A 20,887-nucleotide genomic window follows, 5' to 3' on the forward strand; every position below is an offset into this window, starting at 1 on the left:
CCCCACTGCGTTCAGAGCACTTCGAGCTTCGGAATCGGTACGACGAACTTCGCGCCCCACTCCCGTGCGTAGCCGAGCTGGTGGACGATCTCCGCGCGCAGGTTCCACGGCAGGATCACGATGTAGTCGGGGCGCGTCTCGGCGAGGCGCTCCGGGGCGTGGATCGGGATGTGCGTGCCGGGCAGGAACATCCCGTGCTTGTGCGGGCTGCGGTCGACCGTGTACGGCAGCAGGTCCTCACGGATACCGCAGTGGTTCAGCAGCGTGTTGCCCTTCCCGGGAGCGCCGTACCCGGCGACGAACTTGCCGTCGCGCTGCGCCTGGATCAGGAACTCGAGCAGATCGGACTTGATCTTGAACACCTCGGCCGCGAAACCCAGGTGACCCTCGACGCTGTGCAGGCCGGCGTCCTCCTCGTCCTGCAGCACCTTGCCGACGAGCTCGGTGGGCTCCCCCGCGGTCTCGGCCGGCGTGCTGAAGACCCGGAGCGAGCCGCCGTGGCTCTGCAGCTCCTGGACGTCGACCACCTTCAGGCCGGCCCGGGCGAGAGCGTCGGCCGCGGTCTTGAGGCTCAGGTACGAGTAGTGCTCGTGGTAGATCGTGTCGTACTGCCGGTTCTCGATCAGCCGGAGCAGATGCGGGAACTCCAGCGACACCAGACCGTCGTCCTTTACCAGCGCCCGCAGGCCCTTGGCGAAGTCGACGATGTCCGGGACGTGCGCGAACACGTTGTTGCCGACGACAAGGTCCGCCTGGCCGTGCCGGGACGCCGCGTCCTTGCCGGTGCCCTCCCCGAGGAAGTAGCTCTCGGTGCGGATGCCCTTCTCGTTGGCGATCTTCGCGATGTTCGCGGCCGGCTCGATCCCCAGCACCGGGATGCCTTCGGCAACGGCGTGCTGCAGCAGATAGCCGTCGTTGCTGGCCGCCTCGACGATCAGGCTGTTCTCGTTCAGGTTCAGTCGCTCCTGCATGTCGACGACGAACCGGCGGGCGTGCTCCACCCAGCTGGTCGAGTACGACGAGAAGTACAGGTAGTCGCTGAAGACGTCGTCGGCGGCGACGTACGCCGGGAGCTGGACCAGCAGGCAGTTGTCGCAGATCCGCACGTTCAGCGGGTAGAACGTCTCACCGCTGTCGATCTGGTCGGCGCGCAGGAAGCTCTCGCACGGCGGCGACATGCCGAGATCGACGAACGTCCGCGTCAACGGTTCGCCGCACAACCGGCAGGCGGGTGATTCCGGCATCAGTTCATCTCCTTGGGCCCGGGGAACTGCTCGTCGGTCTGCCGGCGCAGCTGGTCGTCGACCAGGCCGGCGCCGAGCAGCTGCTGGATGCGGCGCAGCCGGACGAACTGCGCCGAGTTGAAGTCGTCGAGCGTGAGGCCGTGCCGCCGGTAGGCGTCGTACAGCTCGTCGACGCCCTTGCGGACCGTCCACTCGAGCCTCAGGTCCGGGAACGTGTCGTTGAGCTTGCTGAAGTCGACCTTGTAGTTGCGCAGGTCCGGGCCGGCGCCGTCGGCGATCGACAGGGTCGATCCCGGGACCGCCTCGCGGACCATCTCGGCGATGTCGCGGACCTGGACCACGTCCTCGGAGCGGCCCACGTTGAAGGCCTCGTCGTGGATCGTCTCCCGCGGCGACTCCAGCACCTTCAGGAACGCGCGGCTGATGTCCTCGATGTGCACCAGCGGCCGCCACGGCGTGCCGTCGCTCTCCAGCCGAACCTGGCCGGACGTCAACGCGATGGCTGTCAGATTGTTGACGACGATGTCCAGCCGGAGTCGCGTCGAGGCGCCGTACGCGGTCGCGTTCCGCAGGTACGTCGGGCTGAACGTGTCGTCGGCGAGCTTGGACAGTTCCTGCTCCGCCAGCGCCTTCGTCTCCCCGTACGGCGTGACCGGGAACATCTCGGCGTCCTCGGCGACCGCCTCCGACCCCGCGGCGCCGTAGAGGCTGCAGGAGGACGCGAACAGGAACCGCCCGACACCGGCGTCCTTCGCCGCGCGCGCGAGGTTCAGCGTCCCTTCGAGGTTGACCGAGTACGTCGCGTCGCGGTTGAGGTGCCCCAGCGGGTCGTTCGACAACGCGGCCAGACAGACCACCGCGTCGTACCCCGTCAACTCGCCCGCCGTCACGTCCCGCATGTCACGCGGCGCACGCCCCCCGATCGGCTCCGGCCCGCCCAAGAGGTCGCACCCCTCGTACAGCCCGGTGTCCAGCCCGTCCACCTGATGCCCCGCGGCCCGCAGGAACGGCACCATCACCGCCCCGATATACCCGCGATCCCCGCTGACCAGAACCCTCATCCGACATCCCCTCACCCCAGCAACCCCTGTCGCCCAATACAGAACCGCCGAACCCCCGCCTGATACAGCCAATTTCGAGTCACGATCAGTACCCAGCAGCTGACAACAAGTTCCGGTGGAACTTTCTCGGGGGAGATTTCCGCAGGGGTGTATCAGGGGGGCGGGGCGGGCGCTCTCATGGGCGCTGTGGACGTGGGGGATGCCGCGTCATGAGCCTGTGGGGGGCGTTATGAAAGTTGCCGTATTCGGCTTGGGGTACGTGGGGTCGGTGACGGCAGCGTGTCTGGCCGCTGCCGGGCATGAGGTCTGGGGGGTGGATGTCGACACGGCGAAGGTCGAGCCGATCGCTCAGGGTCACAGCCCGGTCGTCGAGCCGGGGCTGGACGATCTGGTCGCCGCGGGCGCTACGTCGGGACGGTTGCACGCGACCACCGATCCGCGGCTCGCGCTGGAGCGGGCCGATGTCTCGCTGATCTGCGTCGGTACGCCGTCGACCCAGGCGGGCAGTACCGATCTGACCTACATCAAGCGCGCGGTGCGCGACATCGCCGAGGCGGCGCGGGTCGTCGTCCGGCCGGAGTCGGGTTTTCACAGCATCGTCGTTCGCAGCACGGTCCCGCCGGGCACCGTCGACGAGGTGGTCGCCCAGGTGCTGGCCGAGGTACCGCCGCCGGACGGTCTCACGTTCGGTACGGCGATGTGCCCGGAGTTCCTGCGCGAAGGGTCAGGTCTCGCCGACTTCTACGAGCCGCCGTTCGTGGTGGTCGGCACCCGCACCCCGAAGGTCGGTACCGCTCTGACCGACCTGTTCTCGTTCCTCGGTGTCGACGTGCAGATTGTCGACGTTCGGACAGCCGAGGCGCTCAAGTACGCCTGCAACGCGTTCCACGCCACCAAGGTCTCGTTCGCGAACGAGATGGGCCGGATCTTCCGGCACTTCGCCGTGGACTCGCGCGAGGTGATGAAGATCTTCGTGCAGGACACCAGCCTGAACATCTCGCCGTACTACCTGAAGCCCGGTTTCGCGTTCGGCGGCTCGTGCCTGCCGAAGGATCTGCGCTCGGTCCTGCACCTCGCGCGGATCAACGACACCGAGCTCCCGCTGCTGGCCGGCGCGCTGGCCACCAACGAGCGCAGCGTCCGCGACGTCGTGGACCGCGTGATCGCCGGGCCCGGCCGCGAGATCGCGCTGCTCGGCCTGAGCTTCAAGCACGCCACCGACGACCTTCGTGAAAGCCCGAACGTCGAGCTCGCCGAACGGCTGATCGGCAAGGGCTACAACCTGCGGATCTACGACGCGATCGTGAACCCGGGCCGCCTGGTCGGCGCGAACCTGCGGCACGTCACCTCCAAGCTCCCGCACCTCCAGCGGGTTCTCACCGACGATCCCGACGCGGCGCTGGCCGGCGCCGACCTGGCGATCGTCGCGGCGACCGACCGGCCCGCGGTCGAGGCGCTGCTCAGAACACCGCCGGCCCGAACCATCGACCTGAGCGGCCGGCTCGGCGCCGATGTCGAGGCGCTGCCCGGATACGAAGGAGTGGGCTGGTGAGCGGTCCGCGTGTCCTGATCATCATCCAGAACCTCTGGGTGCCGTTCGACCGCCGCGTCTGGCTGGAGTGCCAGGCGCTGGTGGCGGCCGGGTACGACGTCACCGTGGTCTGCCCGAAGGGTCCGGGCGACCCGTCGTACGAGGTCATCGACGGGGTGACCGTGCACAAGTACAAGGCGTACGCGCCGGGCGGCAGCAAGATCAGCTTCGTCTGGGAGTACGCGTACTCGTTCCTCGCCACGCTGCGCCTGGTCTTCCGGGCCCGTAAGGCCGGCAAGTTCAAGGTCCTGCAGGCGTGCAACCCGCCGGACATCTTCTGGCCGATCGCGATGCTGCTGCGCCGCCTCGACGGCACCCGGTTCGTGTTCGACCACCACGATCTCTGCCCGGAGTTGTTCCAGTCCCGGTTCGGTGGCACGAACAGCCTCCCGTACAAGGGATTGCGCTTCCTGGAGCGAATGACGCATCGTAAGGCTGACCACGTCATCTCGACGAACGACTCGTACCGCCGGATCGCGATCACGCGCAGCGGCAAGGCGAATCACGACGTCACCGTGGTCCGTACCGGGCCGGACCCGGACAAGTTGCTCCGCGGCGGAGCGGACGAGTCGCTCCGCCGCGGTCACCGCTATCTCGTCACGTACATCGGCGTGATGGGCCCACAGGACGGTGTCGACATCGTCGTCCGCGCCGCGGATCACATTGTCAACAATCTGCAGCGGACCGATATCGCGTTCACGCTGATGGGCGGCGGCGACTCGTTCGACGACGTGGTCGCGCTGCGGGACGAACTCGGGCTGACCGATTACGTCGAGTTCACCGGCCGGGTGCCGGACGAGACGGTCCGTGCGGTGATGTCGACCGCGGACCTCGGTCTGTCGCCGGACCCGAAGAATCCGCTCAACGACGTGTCGACGATGAACAAGACCATGGAGTACATGGCGTTCGAGCTGCCCGTCGTCGCCTTCGACCTGGTCGAGACCAAGGTCTCCGCCGCCGACGCCGCGGTGTACGTCGAGCCGAACGACGTCGCGCAGTACGGCGAGGCGATCGTCGAACTGCTCGACGACCAGGTCCGCCGCCGCCGGATGGCGAAACTCGGCCGCGACCGCGTCGAGCGGGTGCTCGCGTGGAGGCACCAGCAGAAGGCGTACCTCGAGGTGTACGACCACCTCACCGGTCATGTCAGTCACGTCGGCGCGGTGGCCGGCATCCGCAACGCGACGGGGTCCTGACGGTGTGCGGGATCGCCGGCTGCTACCAGCAGCGCGACGGCTTCGCGCTCGCGGAGACGATGAGTGACCGGATCGCGCACCGCGGCCCGGACGCCGACCGGGTGTACGCGTTCGACGAAGGTGACGTCCGCGCGTTCCTGGCGCATCGCAGATTGTCGATCATCGACCTGTCGTCGGCCGCGGACCAGCCGTTCAGCAAGAACGGTCTGACGATCTGCTACAACGGCGAGCTCTACAACTACAAGGAGCTCCGGACCGAGCTCTCGAAGTCGGGGGTGCGCTTCCGGACCAACGGCGACACCGAGGTCGTGCTGGAGGCCTGGCGGCGCTGGGGTCCGGACGCGCTCAAACGCTTCCGCGGGATGTTCGCGTTCGCGATGCTGGACGAGGACAGCGGCAGCCTGTACCTGGCCCGCGACCCGCTCGGCATCAAGCCGCTGTACTTCCTGCGCCGCGAGGGCGGCGTGATCTTCGCCTCCGAGCTGAAGGCACTGGTCGCCGCGGTCGGTTCCGAGCTGCGCACCGAACCGGGCGCGCTGATCGCGTCGATGCTCTATTACTGGCTGCCCGAACAGCGGTGCGCGATCGACGGCGTCGAGAAGCTGCCGCCGGGTTCGTGGGCCGAGTTCCGGCCGGACGGCGGCAGCCGGCACGAGACGTACTGGCGGGTGACCGACGTCGCCACCGAGGCCGCGGCCGGTCCGCGTGCCGACCTGCGCCAGGTGATCGAGGAGTCCGTCGCCGCGCACCTCGTGGCCGACGTACCGGTGTCGACGTTCCTGAGCGGCGGGCTCGACTCCAGCCTCGTGACCGTGCTGGCGAAGCGGATGGATCCCGGGGTCGACTCGTACACGATCACGTTCCGCGCCGAGGACCAGAAGCTCGAGGCGATGCCGGACGACGCGATCTACGCGCGGAAGCTGGCCCGGCAGTTCGGGATCGACCTGCACGAGATCGAGATCGCGCCCGATGTCGTCGAGCTGCTGCCGCGGATTGTTGACATTCTGGACGAGCCGATCGGCGACCCGGCGGCGATCAACACACTGCTGATGTGCGACACCGCGCGCGACGCGGGTGTCAAGGTCCTGCTGTCCGGGATGGGCGCCGACGAGCTGTTCGGCGGGTACCGCAAGCACCTCGCGTGCGTGATGGGAGCGCAGTACCAGCGGCTCCCCGGCGTACTGCGGAACGGTCTGATCGGCCCGGCCGTACGGCGGCTGCCGGTGACCGTCAGCGGTCGCGGGCTCCGCTACGCGCGCTGGGCCAAGCGCTTCGAGACGTTCGCGAACCTGCCCGAGGAGACGGCGTTCCGGCGCAGCTACACGATGTACGACGCCGACCAGCTCGCGGGCCTGATCAGTCCGGACCTCGACCCGTACGTCGGCAAGCTGCTCGCGGAGCACAGCGACATCTACCACGACACGACGCTCACCGATCACGTGAACCGGATGTGCCTCGCGGACTCGCGGATGTTCCTGCCGGGCCTGAACCTCGCGTACACGGACCGGTCCAGCATGGCGGCGTCGACCGAGGTACGGACGCCGTTCGTGGACCCGATCGTCGCGCGGGCCGCGTTCTCGATCCCCGGCAGCGAGAAGATCCACCGCCGGGTCAGCAAGCTGGCGTTGAAGAAGGCGGCCGAGGCGTGGCTGCCGAAAGAGATCATCTACCGGCCGAAGGCGTCGTTCAGCGCGCCACTGCGCGCGTGGGTGCGGAACGACCTGCGCGAACTGGTCGACGACACGCTGCTGCGCGGCGAGCTGGTCGGGAGCGGGTTCCTGCGGCGGGCCGCCGTCCAGAAGCTCGTCGACGACGAACGCGCCGGCCGCGAGGACTACTCCAAGCAGATCTGGCAGTTGCTGACCCTCGAGACCTGGACCCGGCACATGCGTGACCTGGGCGTCACCATCACTTCGCTCTAAAGGGACGGATATGAAGCAGGTTGCGCAGAACTACAAGTCCGGTGAGCTGGCGGTTCTCGACGTACCGCCGCCGGCCTGTGCGCCGGGCGGCGTGCTGGTTCGTTCGCTCTATTCGCTGATCTCCACCGGCACCGAGCTGATGAAGGTCGGCGAGGCCAAGCTGTCCCTCGTCGGCAAGGCGAAAGCCCGGCCGGACCAGGTGCGAAAGGTGCTGGATTCCGTTGCCCAGCAGGGCGCGCTCAACACCTACAAGAAGGTGATGAACAAGCTCGACTCGTACACGCCGCTCGGCTACTCGCTGTGCGGTGTGGTGGTCGAGGTGGGCGCCGGCGCGGAGGAGTTCAGTGTCGGGCAGCTGGTCGCCGCGGCGGGCAACGAGTTCGCGCTGCACGCGGAGTACAACTGGGTGCCGTTGAACCTGTGCGTGCCGGTGCCGGACGGCGTACCGGCCGAGCAGGCCGCGTTCTCCACCGTCGGTGCGATCGCGATGCAGGGGGTGCGGCAGGCCGAGGTCCAGCTCGGTGACACGGCGGTGGTGATCGGGCTCGGGCTCGTCGGGCAGCTGGTCGTGCGGTTGCTGGTTGCCGCCGGTGTCCGGGTGTTCGGGATCGACACGGTCGAGGACCGGTGCCGGATGGCCGAGAAGGCCGGAGCGTTGCACTGCTCGTCGCCTGATGAGGCAGGGGTCGCGACACTCGAGCGAGCGCTGCTGGACGCGTCGAACGGTCTGGGCGCCGACCACATCCTGCTGGCCGCCGGCGGTCACTCGAACGGACCGGTCGAGACGGCCGCCCGTCTGGCCCGCGACCGCGCCCGCGTCGTCGACATCGGCAAGACGAAGCTCGACCTGCCCTGGAACGCGTACTACGACAAGGAGCTCGACGTCCGCTTCTCGCGGTCCTACGGCCCCGGCCGGTACGACGACCGCTACGAGCTCCAGGGCATCGACTACCCGGCCGGCTACGTCCGCTGGACCGAGCGCCGCAACCTGGAGTGCTTCGTCGACCTGATCGCCCGCGAACAGATCGACGTCGGCTCGCTGATCGCCAGCACGTTCCCGATCGCGGACGCCACGGAGGTCTACCAGAAGCTCAGCAGCGGCACGTACCCAGGCGTCGGCTTCCTCTTCGAGTACCCCGACGTACCTCAGGCGGCCGCACCGCCGGCGACAGCCACCGCGGCACGTCCTGCCGCACCCACGAGTGGTGGAGTCCGGCTGGGATTCATCGGAGCCGGGAACTACGCGTCGAGCATGTTGCTGCCGCATCTGCAGAAGAACGAGCAGGCTGTTCTGGGGCGGGTGGCGACCAACAAGTCGTTGTCGGCGGCCAACGCGCAGCGGCGGTTCGGGTTCGAGGCGGTGTCCACCGACGCCGACGAGGTGCTGACCGACGCGAGTCTGGACGCCGTGTTCGTGGTGACCCGGCACAGCTCGCACGCGGAGCTGGCCTGCCGGGCGCTGGAGAGCGGGAAGGCCGTCTTCGTCGAGAAGCCGCTGGCGCTGACCGACGAGGAGCTGGACCGGATCGTCGCCACGGTGGATGCCACCGGCAACGACCGGCTGATGGTCGGGTTCAACCGCCGGTTCGCGCCGCTGCTGACCGACCTGAAGAACCGCTTCGGCGACCCTGGCGGCAGCTTCTCGCTGCGCTACCTGGTGAACGCCGGCAAGCTCGACTCCACCAGCTGGTACCTCGACGCCGGCAAGGAAGGGACCCGGTTCGCCGGCGAGGGCGGTCACTTCATCGACACGCTGACCTGGTGGCTGAACAGCCTCCCGACCGAGGTGTACGCCGTACCCGGGCCGGACACCGGCGACGTCGTCGTCACGCTCCGGTTCGCGAACGGGTCGGTCGGCACGATCAGCTACGTCGGCGGCGGCAACTCACGCTTCCCGAAGGAGACGATCGACATCACCGGGGCCGGCCGCAACGCCCGGTTCGACAACTTCCAGAGCGCGTCGCTGTGGACCGGACGCAAACCGTCCACCCGCAAGTCCCGCAGTACCGACAAGGGCCAGCGCACCGAACTCGAACGCTTCGTCGCCGCGGTGAAGTCCGGTGGCCCGATGCCGATCCCGTTCGACGCGCTGGTCGCCACCACCCGTGCGACGATCGCCGTCGACCGCAGTCTCGCAAGTGGCAAGCCGGAGCAAGTGTGAGCCGCCAGCCCTTGGGCTGGTACGTCCGCCGCCTCCGCCGGATGTCCCCCACAGAACTCATCTGGCGAACCCGCGATGCCGGACGCCGTACTGCCTGGGCCTACCAGCACGTCAGGCCCGGGCAGAACGCGGCGATCCACCTCCCGCTCCGCAAGGACCTGACCTTCGGTACGACGCTGCCGCCCAGAACCGCCTGCGCCGTGGACGACCAAGCACGGAAGGCGGTGATCGAGACCGCCGACGCCATCCTGGCCGGGAACCTCGAGGTCCTCGGCGTCGAGCGCACCGACCTGCGCGCACCGGACTGGTTCCGCGACCCGGCCACGGGCCGCCGGTCCGACCCGGCGCAGTACGTCTTCAAGCTGAACCACCGCAACGAAGAAGCGGTCGGCAACATCAAGCAGGTGTGGGAGCTGTCCCGCCACCACCACCTCACCCAGCTGGCCGCGGCGTGGTACCTGACCCACGACGACCGGTACGCCGAACGCGTCGCCGAGCACCTCAACGACTGGTGGCGGTCGAACCCGTTCCTGTCCGGCGTGCACTGGGCGAGCGGTATCGAGCTCGGCCTGCGCCTGATCAGCTGGACCTGGATCCGCCGGCTGCTCAACGACTGGCCAGAGATCACCGACCTGTTCGAGCACAACGAGCTGGCGCTCCAGCAGATCTACTGGCACCAGCGCTACCTGGCCGCGTTTCGCAGCCACGGCTCGTCGGCCAACAACCACGTGATCGCGGAGGCCGCCGGCCAGCTCGTCGGCGCGTGCGCGTTCCCCTGGTTCACCAAGAGCGCCCACTGGCGTGCCGACGCCGCAGCCTTGCTGGAGAAGGAACTCGACGCCAACACGTTCCCCTCCGGCGTCAACCGTGAGCTGGCCACCGACTACCACCGCTTCGTCTCCGAGCTCGGCCTGTACGCCGCTCTGGAGGCCGACCTCGCAGGCCATCCGCTCAGCCCGCACACGTGGGCCCTGCTGACTCGTACGGTCGACGTGGCCGCGGCGATCGTCGACACGAGCCTGCGCCCGCCACGCCAAGGTGACGACGACGAAGGCATGGCGCTCGTCCTCGACCCACCTGACATCAGCAACTGGTCGGCGTACCTCTCTCTCGGCGCCGCCGTGGTCGGCGCAGCGCCTTGGTGGCCGAGCAGCCCGTCGACGGCGACGTCGGTCATCGTCGGCTCGCTGGTCAACGCGCAGCAGGCAGACCGGCCGGCCAAACGACCGGACCACTTCCGGGACGCGGGTCTGACCATCCTGAGGAGCCGTGACTCAGGTCCGGAGATCTGGTGTCGTGCGGACGCCGGTCCGCACGGTTTCCTCTCTATCGCCGCCCACGCCCACTCGGACGCGCTCTCGCTCGAGGTGCGCGTCGACGGCGTCGACATCCTCGCCGACCCGGGGACGTACTGCTATCACGGCGAAGAGGAGTGGCGGGACTACTTCCGCTCCACCGTCGCCCACAACACCGTCGAGGTAGGGCGCGCCGAGCAGTCCACGTGGGGCGGCTCCTTCCTCTGGCTGCGCGGTGCAACAGGCACGGTACGTCGGCACGACGAGAGCAGCTGGGATGCCGAACACGACGGCTACGCTCCCGTGACGCATCGACGTACCGCCGTACTGGACCACGGCGTGCTGCGCGTGGAGGACCACCTTGACGCCGCGGCCGACGTACGGATCGCCTGGCATCTGGGCCCTGAGGTGTCCGTGGAGCTGGACGGCTCGACCGGACGCCTGGAGTGGCCCACCGGCTCAGCAGTGGTCGAACTGCCGGCCGGACTCGCCTGGACAGCACACCGCGGTAGCGACAGTCCGTTGCTGGGCTGGTACTCACCGCGATTCGGCCACAAGGTCCCCAGCACCACACTGATCGGCGAAGGCGCCCTGGCCCCCGGCTCCCCCGCAACGAGTACTTTCCGCTTCCGCGCCTGAGGTGTATCAGCACCTCGTCCCGCCCCTCTATTACTCGGTACCAAGGACGTTCGCTTTGGAGGGGGCTCTGTGAGCGCACAGCAGTTGGACGTGAAGAAATCTTGGCGCGCGATCCGCAGACATCGGCTGATCGTGGCTTCAGTGGCAGCGCTCGGCCTGCTCGGCGGGATTGCGTACGGCCTCATCGTGCCGGCTATGCACACCGCCACTTCACTCGTCGTTCTGCCACCGCCGCCTGCGACCGATGCCGAGAAGTCCGCCGCGAGCGGCGCCCAGAGCATCGATACCCAGGTCTTCATCGCCGAGAGCGAGCCAGTGCTGAAGAGCGCCGGCCAGAACCTCGATCCGACGCTGACGACCGAACAGGTCCGTGGCCGGGTCAAGGTCACCGCTGTCACCCAGGACGTCATCAAGATCGACGCGAAAGGCCAGACGGCACGGCAGTCGATGCAACTGGCCAACGCTGTCGCCGGGATCTATTTGGTCTACGTGACAAGCGATCAGAACCTGCCTGGTGATCTGGGGAAGAAGACAGGGGCCCGGGTCCTGGAGCAAGCGACCACCGCACGCGGTGGCAACGTCCTCGTCCATCTCGGGATCCTCGGCCTGCTCGGTGCGCTCATCGGCGCCGCAGTCGGCTCGGTCATCGTCCTGGCCAAGGCCCGCGGTGACCGGCGGCTGCGGCTGCGGGACGAGATCGCGGACGCCGTCGGTCTCCCCGTGCTGGCCTCGGTCTCGTCGTACCAGGCCACGGACGTGTCCGACTGGGCCTACCTGCTCGAGCACTACGCGCCGACAGCAGTCGAGGCCTGGAGCCTGCGAAAGACCTTGCACCACCTCGGGCTGGACGTTCGCGGCGGCCCACCGGTCACGCTGACGGTGCTCTCCTTCGCCGGTGACGACAAGGCGCTTCCGCTCGGTCCGCAGTTGGCAGCGCTGGCTACTTCCATCGGGCTTCCCGCCTCGATCGTGGTCGACAGCCATCAGGAGCCGGCCGGCTCCTCCGCACTGACCATCCATCTGGTCGTGGTGGACCGGGACGCACCACATCTGGACGGCAGCGAGCACACCACGAACACCGTCATCGCGCTCTCGTCCGGCGTCGTGACGGCCGAGGAGCTGGCCCGGCTGGCGGTCGCGGCAGCAGCGAGCGGCCGCGAGATCGACGGCCTCGTCGTGACCGATCCGGACCCGACGGACCGCACGATCGGACGGGTCTCGCAATCGACGCGGCGCTCGAACTCGCGGCTTCCCACGCTGCTCACCGGGACGGCGCGGAGGACCAAATGAGCAACCAGCCCTACACCGAACCGGATGTCCGCGAGCCTGTCTGGGCCGATGACGACGGCCTGTTCGACAACGAGAAGTCGGCGGCCTTCCCACCGGACACGCTGGTCACCTTCCGGTTCATCCGTGATGCGCTGCGCAGGCATCTGCGCATCTGGCTGGTCGTCGCCCTCGTCGGTCTGGCCGGCGGCCTGGCGTCGACTGTCGTCGTGCCCGCACCGAGCACGTCGCAGACCCGTCTGCTGCTGACCCATCGCGACGGGGAAGACCCCACGAAGGCGATGGCCACCGACGTCAGCCTCGCCACCACGCACACCGTCGCACAGCGCGTGATCTCGCTGCTGAAGCTGCCGGTGACCCAGGACGATCTGCTCAAGCAGTACACCGCGGCCGCGTCGACCGACCGAGTACTCGAGATCACGGCCAAGGCGAAGACCGACGGCGAGTCGACGAGACTGGCAACGGTCATTGCCCAGGTGTTCCTGATCTACCGCAAGGAGCAGATCGCGCTGCAGGACGCGCCGTTGCAGCGAGACCTGACGTCCGCGCAGAACGATCTGTCCCTCGCCGAGCAGGCGGTTCGTGCCGCCGGAGACGATCCGGACGACATGAAGCGCCCGAACACCGCAGAGGGCGCCCGGCTCAGCGCGGCCCGCGACCGGAACACCTATGTGCGACAGCAGTTGCTCGACCAGCAGGTTCAGGCCGCCCGGATGAACAGCAGCCGGGTTCTCGACGTGGCCGCCCCGGTGCCGGTCTCCGCCAAGCGGACGATCGTGATCAACGGGGGGACCGGACTGATCGCCGGGCTGTTCCTCGGCATCGGGTTCATCATCGTCCGAGCGCTGATCTCGGACCGGCTGTGGAAGCGGCAGGACATCGCCCACGCCCTCGGTACGCGGGTCCGGCTGAGCGTGACCAGGCCGGCGCGCTGGCGGCTGCCCTGGCCGGCTGCCCTCCGCAGGGCGCAGCTGCAGAGCCGGGAGAACCAGTTGATCGTCCAGCATCTCGATCACCGCATCTTCTGGGGCGAGCGCCCGGTCCCGTCCCTCGCGGTGGTCGGCATCGACGACGTCCACACCTGCGCGCTCGCAGTGGCCTCACTCGCGGTGTCGCTGGCAGAGGACGGCAAGAGGGTCCTGGTCGCCGACCTGACCAGCTCCGGCCGGCTGGCGCGGATGCTCGGGGTCAAGACAGCCGGTACGCACGAGTCGCGGTTCACCGAGCCCGGCCGGCGGATCGACGTTCACCTGGCCGACCCGGCCGCCGGTCCCGCAGAAGGAGCCTACCTGCGGCTGGCAGACAACAGCCGGCCGTCCGGCTCCGGCAACGTCGCACTCGACGCGTCCTGGGAAGTCGCCGACGTGGTGCTCAGCATGGCCGATCTGAGCCCCGAGCTCGGCGCGGACCACCTTGCCACGTGGGCGTCGCATGCCGCCGTCCTGGTCACCGCCGGCCGTTCGACCACGACAGCGATCCAGGCCACCGGTGAGATGCTCCGGCTCGCCGGGCTGGAGGTCACCACCGCGATCGTGCTCCGTCCGGACCGCACGGACGAGAGTGTCGGCGTCGCCGAGGCGGAGTCCGGCCGGACCCGCGACGTCGACGTCGAGATGTTCAACCGATGACGATGCTCGCCACGCGGCTCGGACATCAGCTGACCACGCGCCTCGGGCGTCGCCCGACGCGGCGGGTCGTGGCCCCGGACGTCCGCCGTCGCCGGAGGGTGCAGCTGACCTGGGCTCTGCTGGTGCTGAACGTGATGACGTTCTTCCCGGGTGCACCGCACCTGCTGCCGATCCCGGGATCGGTCGGCAAGCTCATCGCCCAGGGAGCGCTGGTAGGCGCTCTGATGATGGTTCTGTCCGTGAACCGGCCGGTCCGTGTCCGCCCCAGCGTGTACATCGCGCTGCTGATGACACTGGCCGTCGAGGCGTTGCTGGCCAGCATCCGGGCGGAGTTCCTGCTGGGCGCGCTGTTCCGCGCCGGCCGGCTCTGTGGGTTCGCGCTGGTGCTGTGGCTGCTGACGCCTTGGTGGACGCGTCGTGACCTGCTGCTGGTCCGTACACACCTGATGGTGCTGTGGGCCATCGTCGGATCGGTCGTCGTCGGTCTGATCGTCGCCCCCGGTCTCGCCATGACCGACGATCGGCTCGGCGGCGCCCTCTGGCCGATCCCGCCGACCCAGGTCGGCCACTACACCGCCGTGGCAATCGGTCTCACCGTCGTGCTGTGGATGTCGGGCCTGCTCCGCCGCAGCGCGGCTCTCACCAGCGTGCTGGTCTGTCTTCCGGTCCTCCTGCTGACCCACACCAGGACCGCCCTGGTCGCGGTGGTCGCCGGTGTGACGATCGCCGGACTCAGCCTGTTCACCGCCCGGACGCGGGTACGCCGGGCGTTCCTGATCGGCCTGGCCGTCTTCACGCTCGGCGCGCTCACACTCAGCTCGGTGGTGACGACCTGGCTGGCTCGCGGCCAGGACCCGGATGAGCTCGGCGCCCTGACCGGACGGAAGGCGGTCTGGGACGCGATCCTGGCCCAGCCGCGCTCCACCTTCGAAACCTTCTTCGGCTTCGGCCTGTCGAACAAGTCGTTCAACGGCCTGCCGATCGACAGCAACTGGCTCGGTACCTACTACGACGTCGGCCTGGTCGGCTGCGCGATCACAGTCCTGCTGCTGGTGTTCGTGCTGACCGCGGCATGGTTCCGGCCTCAAGGGCCGCATCGAGCTCTCGCCCTGTTCCTCGTTGCCTACTGCGTCGTCGCCTCGTTCACCGAGAGCGGACTCAGCGAGGCATCGCCGTACCTGCTGGAACTGACGCTGGCCGCCTCGCTGGTGTATTCCACATCAACACGTGAAGGACCGCGATGAAGATCCTGATGGTGCACAACAGATACCGGTCGACCGCACCCAGCGGCGAGAACCGGGTCGTAGACCAGGAGAGCGAAGCGCTCACCGCGGCGGGTCACTCCGTCCGGCACTTCGAGCGGCACAGCGACGACATCGAGGAATGGCCGGCCCTGAAGAAGGCGGCGCTGCCTGCCCGGGTGATCTGGAGCCGGGGCAGCCGGTACGACCTTGCCCGCGACCTGTTCCGGCGCCGGCCGGACGTGGTCCACATCCACAACACCTTCCCGCTGCTCAGCCCTTCGGTGCTGTACGCGTGCCGGCGGGCCGGCGTGCCGGCCGTCATCACGCTGCACAACTACAAGCTGCTCTGTGCCAGCGGCGACTTCTTCCGCGACGGCAAGGTCTGTCACGACTGCGCCGGCGGCAACCCCGTCAGCGGCGTGGTGCACCGCTGCTACCGCGGGTCAGCGCTCGCGACCGCGACCACGGTGCTGAACACCCGCGGTCATCGGCGCAGCTGGCGCGGCCTCGTGTCGGCGTACATCTTCATCTCCGAGTCGCAGCGCCGGCTGATGGCAGGTATGGACTTCGACCCGGATCGGACGTTCGTCAAGCACAACCTCGTGCCGTACGACGGGCCCTTCGACGGAGCCCGGCAGCGTCAGGTCGCGTACGTCGGCCGGCTCGACACGGCCAAAGGCGCTCCGCTGCTGATGAAGGGCTGGGACGCGTACCGCGCGACCGCGGGGGACGGCGCCCTGCGGCTCGTGATCGCCGGTGGCGGACCGATGCTCGACGAGGTGACCTCCTGGGCCGCCGACCGGCCCTCGGTCGAACTCCGCGGGCTGATGAGCAAACCGGATGTCTTCAAGCTGATCAGCGAGTCCCGCGCGGTGGTGCTGCCATCGGAATGGGAGGAAACGTTCGGTCTCGTCGTGGTCGAGGCGATGGCTGCCGGCGTACCGCCGCTGGCTTCGGGTCACGGATCGTTCCCGAGCCTGATCACCGACGGCGCCGACGGCGCCCTGTTCGAGCCGGGCAACCCGGACGCGCTGGGCAGGCTGCTGCGCGACGTGGACGCCGACCCCGATCGGTACGCCCGGCTCGGCCGGCAGGCCCGCACGACGTACGAGACTCACCACCAGATCGACCGGAACGTCGAGCAACTGCTCGACATCTACCGCTTCGCGGTAGCCAATCCGGCCGTCGCCGACCGCTGAACCCGAGGATCCGATGCCCCCCGAAGGAAACGCCCTGGACACCGGCGCTCCGCCGCCGCCCTCCGCCAGGACCGCGTGGTCCCGCCGGCGGCTGCTGCTCGGCGTTGTCGTGCTGGTCCTCGCCGCGTTGACGGCGGTCGGTGTCTTCGTCCTCGGCGACGACCCGGCGGCGAAGAACGCTCCACCACCGGCGACCGGATCCCCGGCGATCACGAACGCCCCGGTGACCGCGCCGACGGCACCGCCCGCGAGAATCTGCGGGAACACCAAAGTCCTGTTCGGTCCGGCCACCGCGCCGGCCGGCGCGGTCGTGGTCAGGACCACCGACAACGTCAACCAGCTCACCGAGGCGAACCCGCCCGGCACCACCTTCTGGCTGTCTCCCGGCACGCACAGGCTCGGCAGCGGCCCGTTCGCCCAGGTGATCCCGAAGGACGGCAACACGTACGTCGGCGCGCCCGGCGCGATCCTGGACGGCGGCCGGCGGAACCGGTACGCGTTCACCGGATACGCCACGGCGGTGACGCTGAAGAACCTGACCATCCAGAACTTCGGTCCGGTCAGGACGAACAACGACGAGGGCGTGGTGAACCACGACGCCGCCGGCCGCTGGACCCTGACCGGGAACACCATCAAGGACAACGCCGGCGCCGGCGTCATGGTCGGCGACCACAACGTTGTCCGCAGCAACTGTCTGCAGAACAACGGCCAGTACGGCTTCAACGCCTACAACCCGGGCAAGGTGTCCGGGATCACGATCGAGGGCAACGAGATCGCCGGGAACAACACCGACGACTGGGAGCGGCTCAAGGGCGGCTGCGGGTGCACCGGCGGCGGCAAGTTCTGGGAAGTCACCGGGGCGATCGTGCGGAACAACTGGGTCCACGACAACCACAGCGCCGGCCTGTGGGCCGACACCAACAACACCGGGTTCGTGATCGAGGGCAACTACATCTCCGGGAACCTGGCCGAAGGGCTGGTCTACGAGACCAGCTACAACGCCGGCATCCGGGGCAACGCGTTCGTCCGCAACGGGCTCGGCAAGGGTCCGGCCAACGACGGATTCCCGACCCCCGCGCTGTACATCTCCGAGTCGGGCAGCGACCCGCGGGCGCCGGGCGTCTTCAACCAGACCTTCGAGATCAGCAGGAACGTCTTCACCGACAACTGGGCCGGCGTGATCCTGTGGGAGAACGCCGACCGGTTCGCCGGATCGGCGGCCAACACCAGCACCGGCTCGGGCACCCTGGTCAACCCGTCGGTGGTGACCGCCAAGACCTGCAACGCGACCACCATCCGGGACCAGCCGTACCTGAGCGACTGCCGGTGGAAGACCCAGAACGTGCGGGTGCACGACAACGTGTTCAACCTCAACCCGGCCAAGGTGTCCGCGAACTGCGGGTCCAGCTCCGGATGCGGCTACAACGGCCTGTTCTCCAATTGGGGCACGTTCCCGGCCTGGTCGCCGTACCAGAAGGCCACCGTGCAGGACGCGATCACGTTCCACCAGGGCAACCGGTTCTTCAACAACACCTACTCCGGGCCGTGGAACTTCATCGTGCACGAGCAGGGCAACCGGGTGAACTGGGCCTCCTGGCAAGGCGCGCCGTACGGTCAGGATCAAGACAGCGTCGTCAAGGTCCTCGGGGAGCGCTGAGGACGATGATCGGGCCTCCGGAGCGGGTCGCGGGTGAGCAGATCGCGCTGCTCCGGTCGGTCGGGTACGCCGCGTTCGGGCGGCACGAGCGGGACCTCGACGTGCTCGACCTGGTCTTCGACAGCCTCGTCGACCAGCCCGGAGCCGACGACGTACGCCGGCTGCGGTTCGCCGGGCACGGGGTGACGCTGGACGTGGAACGCACCCCACGGACCGTGGAACTGCGGGTCTCCCCGGCCGGTCCGGTCGTGGTCGAGGCCCGCGGCGGCGAGGGACCCGGGGACGCGCAGCTGGTGAGCTTCCTGCTGCGGTGGCCCGGCACCGAACAACGGCCGGTCCGGACCGCCTGGATCATGCTCTGACCAGAAGAGCACGATCGGTCGGCGGCCCGGACCGGGGCCTGCTGCCTCAGGAGGCAAGCAGCAGTCTGAGCTTCTCCAGGCAGCGGCCGCGGATCGGGCCGATGCTGCCGATCGGAATCCCGATCGTCGCGGAGATCTCGGCGTACGGCGCCGGCGGATCGGACATCAGCATGCCGAGCAGCTGCTGCCACCGGTCGGGCAGCTTCTCGAGCGCCCGCCGTACGTCGTCCGCACGTTCGCCGGCGATCAGGTCGGAGTCCAGCTCCGGCTGGTCACCGGCCACGTCCTCGAACGCCGTCGCTTCGTAGGTCAGCAGCACGCGCTTGCGGAACGCCAGCACCCGCAGGCATTCCCGGCGCGTGGTGACGACCAGCCAGGCGCCGACCCGTTCGGGATCGACGCGGTTGATGTGCTCGAGCAACCGCAGCCAGACCATCTGGGAGACGTCAGCGGAGTCGCTGTCGCCCAGCCGGAAGCTGCGGGTTACGGCCCAGACGAGCCGCGCATAATGGTCGACCAGCTGGCTCCAGGCACCCTGGTCCCCCGCCGCGGCCCTGATCACCAGGGTCGCGGCCTCGGACCGGGCGACGGCCGACCTTTCCAGTACTACAGTCACGGATTCCCCCCTCGGGAACACAAACACCGCTCAGAACAACTCAGTACGCGCCGTCGCTCCCCAGCACGGCGCGTGCGGTCTTCCACAGAATCAAAAGGTCCAGTGCGATCGACCAGTTGTCGGCGTACCGCAGGTCGAGCCGCATGGACTCCTCCCAGGTCAGGTCGCTGCGGCCGCTGACCTGCCACAGGCCGGTCAGACCAGGCTTCACCAGCATCCGCCGCGCGTCGTCGATCGCGTACTGCGCGACCTCGGCGGGCAACGGCGGACGCGGGCCGACCAGTGACATGTCCCCCCGGAGCACGTTCACCAGCTGCGGCAGCTCGTCGATCGAGAACCGTCGCAGGTACCGGCCGATCCTGGTCACCCGCGGATCGTCGCGGAGCTTGAACAGGACCTTGTTGCCTTCGTTCAACGCGTGCAGCTCGGCCTTGCGGGCCTCGGCGTCGACCACCATCGTGCGGAACTTCAGCATCTGGAACTGCTCGCCGCCCCGGCCCACCCGGGTCTGCCGGAACAGCACCGGACCGCGGCTGGTGAGCTTCACCAGAACCGCTGTGACCATCAGGAGCGGAGCGACCGCCAGCAACAGCAGGCAGCCGACCACCCGGTCGAAGATGCTCTTCAGCACATGCGGTCCACCGCTCACCGACGGCCGCTCCAGGTGCAGCAGCGACAGCCCGGCGACCGGCCGGATGGAGATTCGCGGACCCGCCACCTCGACGATGCCCGGCGACACGATCAGGTCGACGCCGCGCTGCTCCAGCGCCCAGGACAGCCGGCGCAGCGAGTGCCCGGCCAGCTCCGGGTCGGCCACGATCGCGACCACTTCGACGTCGTACTTGTCGACCCCGGCCAGGATGTCCATCTCGGTACGGCCCAGCCGCTCGAGCCCTTCCTCGTCGAAGCTGTCACCGCGCGGCAGGCAGCTGGCCACCACGACGTACCCGTCGGCCGGCCGCTCCTCCAGGTGCCGCCGAAGCGTCGTCACCTGGTCGTTGCGTCCGACAACGAGCACCCGGCGCATGCAGCGGCCGGCGACCCGCCGCCAGGAAATCTGCCGGTGCAGGATCCAGCGGCCGAACATCGCCGCCACACACGTCATCGGCACCGCCAGTACGACGAACCCTCGAGCGACCTCGCTCTTGGTCGCGTACGACGTGATCGCCACCACCGCGGTCAGCGCGACCGCGGCCCGGATGATGGAGCGGAACTCCTCCGGACCGGTGCCGAAGTACCGCGTCTCGTAGCCGCGCTGCAAGGCCACACAGGCCACCCAGGCGATCGGCAGCAGCGCGCCCAGCACGAAGTACCCGAGGTTGATCTGGGCCCCGAAGCGGGCCACCAGCGCCAGCGAGGCGCCGATCACCCCGGCGCCGAGATCGGCGGCCAGCGAGGCCCGCCGGTATCTCGCCACCCAGCGCGCTTCGGTGTACCGGGCCGAGCGCGGCAGCACCGCGGGTACCTCGTCCGGAACCACCCAGACCGGCCGACGTCGTTCCCCCGACGGCGCCGGCCGTAGGTCAGCCGGTTCGGCCAACCCCTCGGACATGACAAGATCAGTCACGCACAGTCACCCCCCACAGGTGAAAACCGAAACCCGTGACCAACCCACACCCCGTCACGGACCTCGTCCAAACGCCGCCCCCACAACGGCGTGAACCAGAGAGTACTACGTGGACGCACCCGGCAACAGCACCGAACGAGAGTGTTTACCCCTGCGCAAACTCGACTCTCTGGTTCCGTAAATCAAAGACCCCCGGGATCCCGCAGAACGGGATCCCA

The 20,887-nt window shown here is 68.7% G+C and carries 15 protein-coding genes; 11 read left to right on the forward strand and 4 right to left on the reverse strand.

Annotated features, from left to right (window positions below; genetic code table 11):
• Positions 1 to 11: 11 nt before the first annotated feature.
• Both E0H92_RS17570 and E0H92_RS17575 read right to left on the reverse strand, forming a co-directional pair.
• Entirely contained in the window at positions 12 to 1,244 is a 1,233-nt protein-coding gene (locus tag E0H92_RS17570) for a class I SAM-dependent methyltransferase (protein WP_131496962.1), read from the reverse strand.
• Positions 1,244 to 2,305 (reverse strand): NAD-dependent epimerase/dehydratase family protein, encoded by a 1,062-nt coding sequence (locus E0H92_RS17575; protein ID WP_131462572.1) that lies wholly within the window; start codon positions 2,303 to 2,305, stop codon positions 1,244 to 1,246. The genes E0H92_RS17570 and E0H92_RS17575 overlap by 1 nt, the downstream gene beginning before the upstream one ends.
• Before the next feature lie 229 nt (positions 2,306 to 2,534).
• Here E0H92_RS17575 and E0H92_RS17580 point away from each other — a divergent pair, with 229 nt between their 5' ends.
• The 11 genes from E0H92_RS17580 to E0H92_RS17630 all read left to right on the forward strand — a co-directional run bounded on the left by E0H92_RS17580 (position 2,535) and on the right by E0H92_RS17630 (position 18,486).
• Positions 2,535 to 3,857 carry a nucleotide sugar dehydrogenase gene (locus tag E0H92_RS17580; protein ID WP_165549819.1) on the forward strand — a complete coding sequence of 441 codons (1,323 nt, stop codon included), beginning with the start codon at positions 2,535 to 2,537 and terminating at the stop codon, positions 3,855 to 3,857.
• Positions 3,854 to 5,092 carry a glycosyltransferase family 4 protein gene (locus tag E0H92_RS17585; protein ID WP_202873673.1) on the forward strand — a complete coding sequence of 413 codons (1,239 nt, stop codon included), beginning with the start codon at positions 3,854 to 3,856 and terminating at the stop codon, positions 5,090 to 5,092. The genes E0H92_RS17580 and E0H92_RS17585 overlap by 4 nt, the downstream gene beginning before the upstream one ends.
• 2 nt (positions 5,093 to 5,094) lie before the next feature.
• A complete protein-coding gene (asnB, locus tag E0H92_RS17590; protein WP_131289078.1) occupies positions 5,095 to 7,014 on the forward strand; it encodes an asparagine synthase (glutamine-hydrolyzing) in 1,920 nt (639 codons plus the stop codon).
• Between the two features lie 10 nt (positions 7,015 to 7,024).
• The gene (locus E0H92_RS17595; protein ID WP_131496963.1) at positions 7,025 to 9,175 is read left to right on the forward strand and encodes a bi-domain-containing oxidoreductase; all 2,151 of its coding nucleotides are present in this window, start codon (positions 7,025 to 7,027) and stop codon (positions 9,173 to 9,175) included.
• A complete protein-coding gene (locus E0H92_RS17600; protein ID WP_202873674.1) occupies positions 9,172 to 11,109 on the forward strand; it encodes a heparinase II/III family protein in 1,938 nt (645 codons plus the stop codon). Before E0H92_RS17595 ends, E0H92_RS17600 begins: the two co-directional genes overlap by 4 nt.
• A 69-nt stretch (positions 11,110 to 11,178) precedes the next feature.
• Positions 11,179 to 12,399 carry a Wzz/FepE/Etk N-terminal domain-containing protein gene (locus tag E0H92_RS17605; RefSeq protein ID WP_131496964.1) on the forward strand — a complete coding sequence of 407 codons (1,221 nt, stop codon included), beginning with the start codon at positions 11,179 to 11,181 and terminating at the stop codon, positions 12,397 to 12,399.
• Positions 12,396 to 14,024 (forward strand): YveK family protein, encoded by a 1,629-nt coding sequence (locus E0H92_RS17610; protein WP_131496965.1) that lies wholly within the window; start codon positions 12,396 to 12,398, stop codon positions 14,022 to 14,024. The genes E0H92_RS17605 and E0H92_RS17610 overlap by 4 nt, the downstream gene beginning before the upstream one ends.
• Positions 14,021 to 15,268 (forward strand): O-antigen ligase family protein, encoded by a 1,248-nt coding sequence (locus tag E0H92_RS17615; RefSeq protein ID WP_131462566.1) that lies wholly within the window; start codon positions 14,021 to 14,023, stop codon positions 15,266 to 15,268. Before E0H92_RS17610 ends, E0H92_RS17615 begins: the two co-directional genes overlap by 4 nt.
• Positions 15,265 to 16,467, forward strand: a complete 1,203-nt coding sequence (locus E0H92_RS17620; RefSeq protein ID WP_131496966.1) for a glycosyltransferase — start codon at positions 15,265 to 15,267, stop codon at positions 16,465 to 16,467. The genes E0H92_RS17615 and E0H92_RS17620 overlap by 4 nt, the downstream gene beginning before the upstream one ends.
• 13 nt (positions 16,468 to 16,480) lie before the next feature.
• Positions 16,481 to 18,124: a right-handed parallel beta-helix repeat-containing protein gene (locus E0H92_RS17625; protein WP_131462564.1), complete on the forward strand. Its 1,644-nt coding sequence runs from the start codon at positions 16,481 to 16,483 to the stop codon at positions 18,122 to 18,124.
• A 5-nt stretch (positions 18,125 to 18,129) separates the two neighbouring features.
• Positions 18,130 to 18,486, forward strand: a complete 357-nt coding sequence (locus E0H92_RS17630; RefSeq protein ID WP_131462563.1) for a hypothetical protein — start codon at positions 18,130 to 18,132, stop codon at positions 18,484 to 18,486.
• A 46-nt stretch (positions 18,487 to 18,532) separates the two neighbouring features.
• Here the strand turns inward: E0H92_RS17630 and E0H92_RS17635 are convergent, their stop codons facing one another.
• Positions 18,533 to 19,102, reverse strand: coding sequence for an RNA polymerase sigma factor (locus tag E0H92_RS17635; RefSeq protein ID WP_165547161.1), 570 nt, complete (start codon positions 19,100 to 19,102; stop codon positions 18,533 to 18,535).
• A gap of 40 nt (positions 19,103 to 19,142) precedes the next feature.
• The gene (locus E0H92_RS17640) at positions 19,143 to 20,669 is read right to left on the reverse strand and encodes a sugar transferase (RefSeq protein WP_238152748.1); all 1,527 of its coding nucleotides are present in this window, start codon (positions 20,667 to 20,669) and stop codon (positions 19,143 to 19,145) included.
• Positions 20,670 to 20,887: the final 218 nt, after the last annotated feature.

Origin of the sequence: Kribbella speibonae (genome assembly GCF_004331375.1) — a bacterium.
GTDB classification, from domain to species: Bacteria; Actinomycetota; Actinomycetes; order Propionibacteriales; family Kribbellaceae; genus Kribbella; species Kribbella sindirgiensis.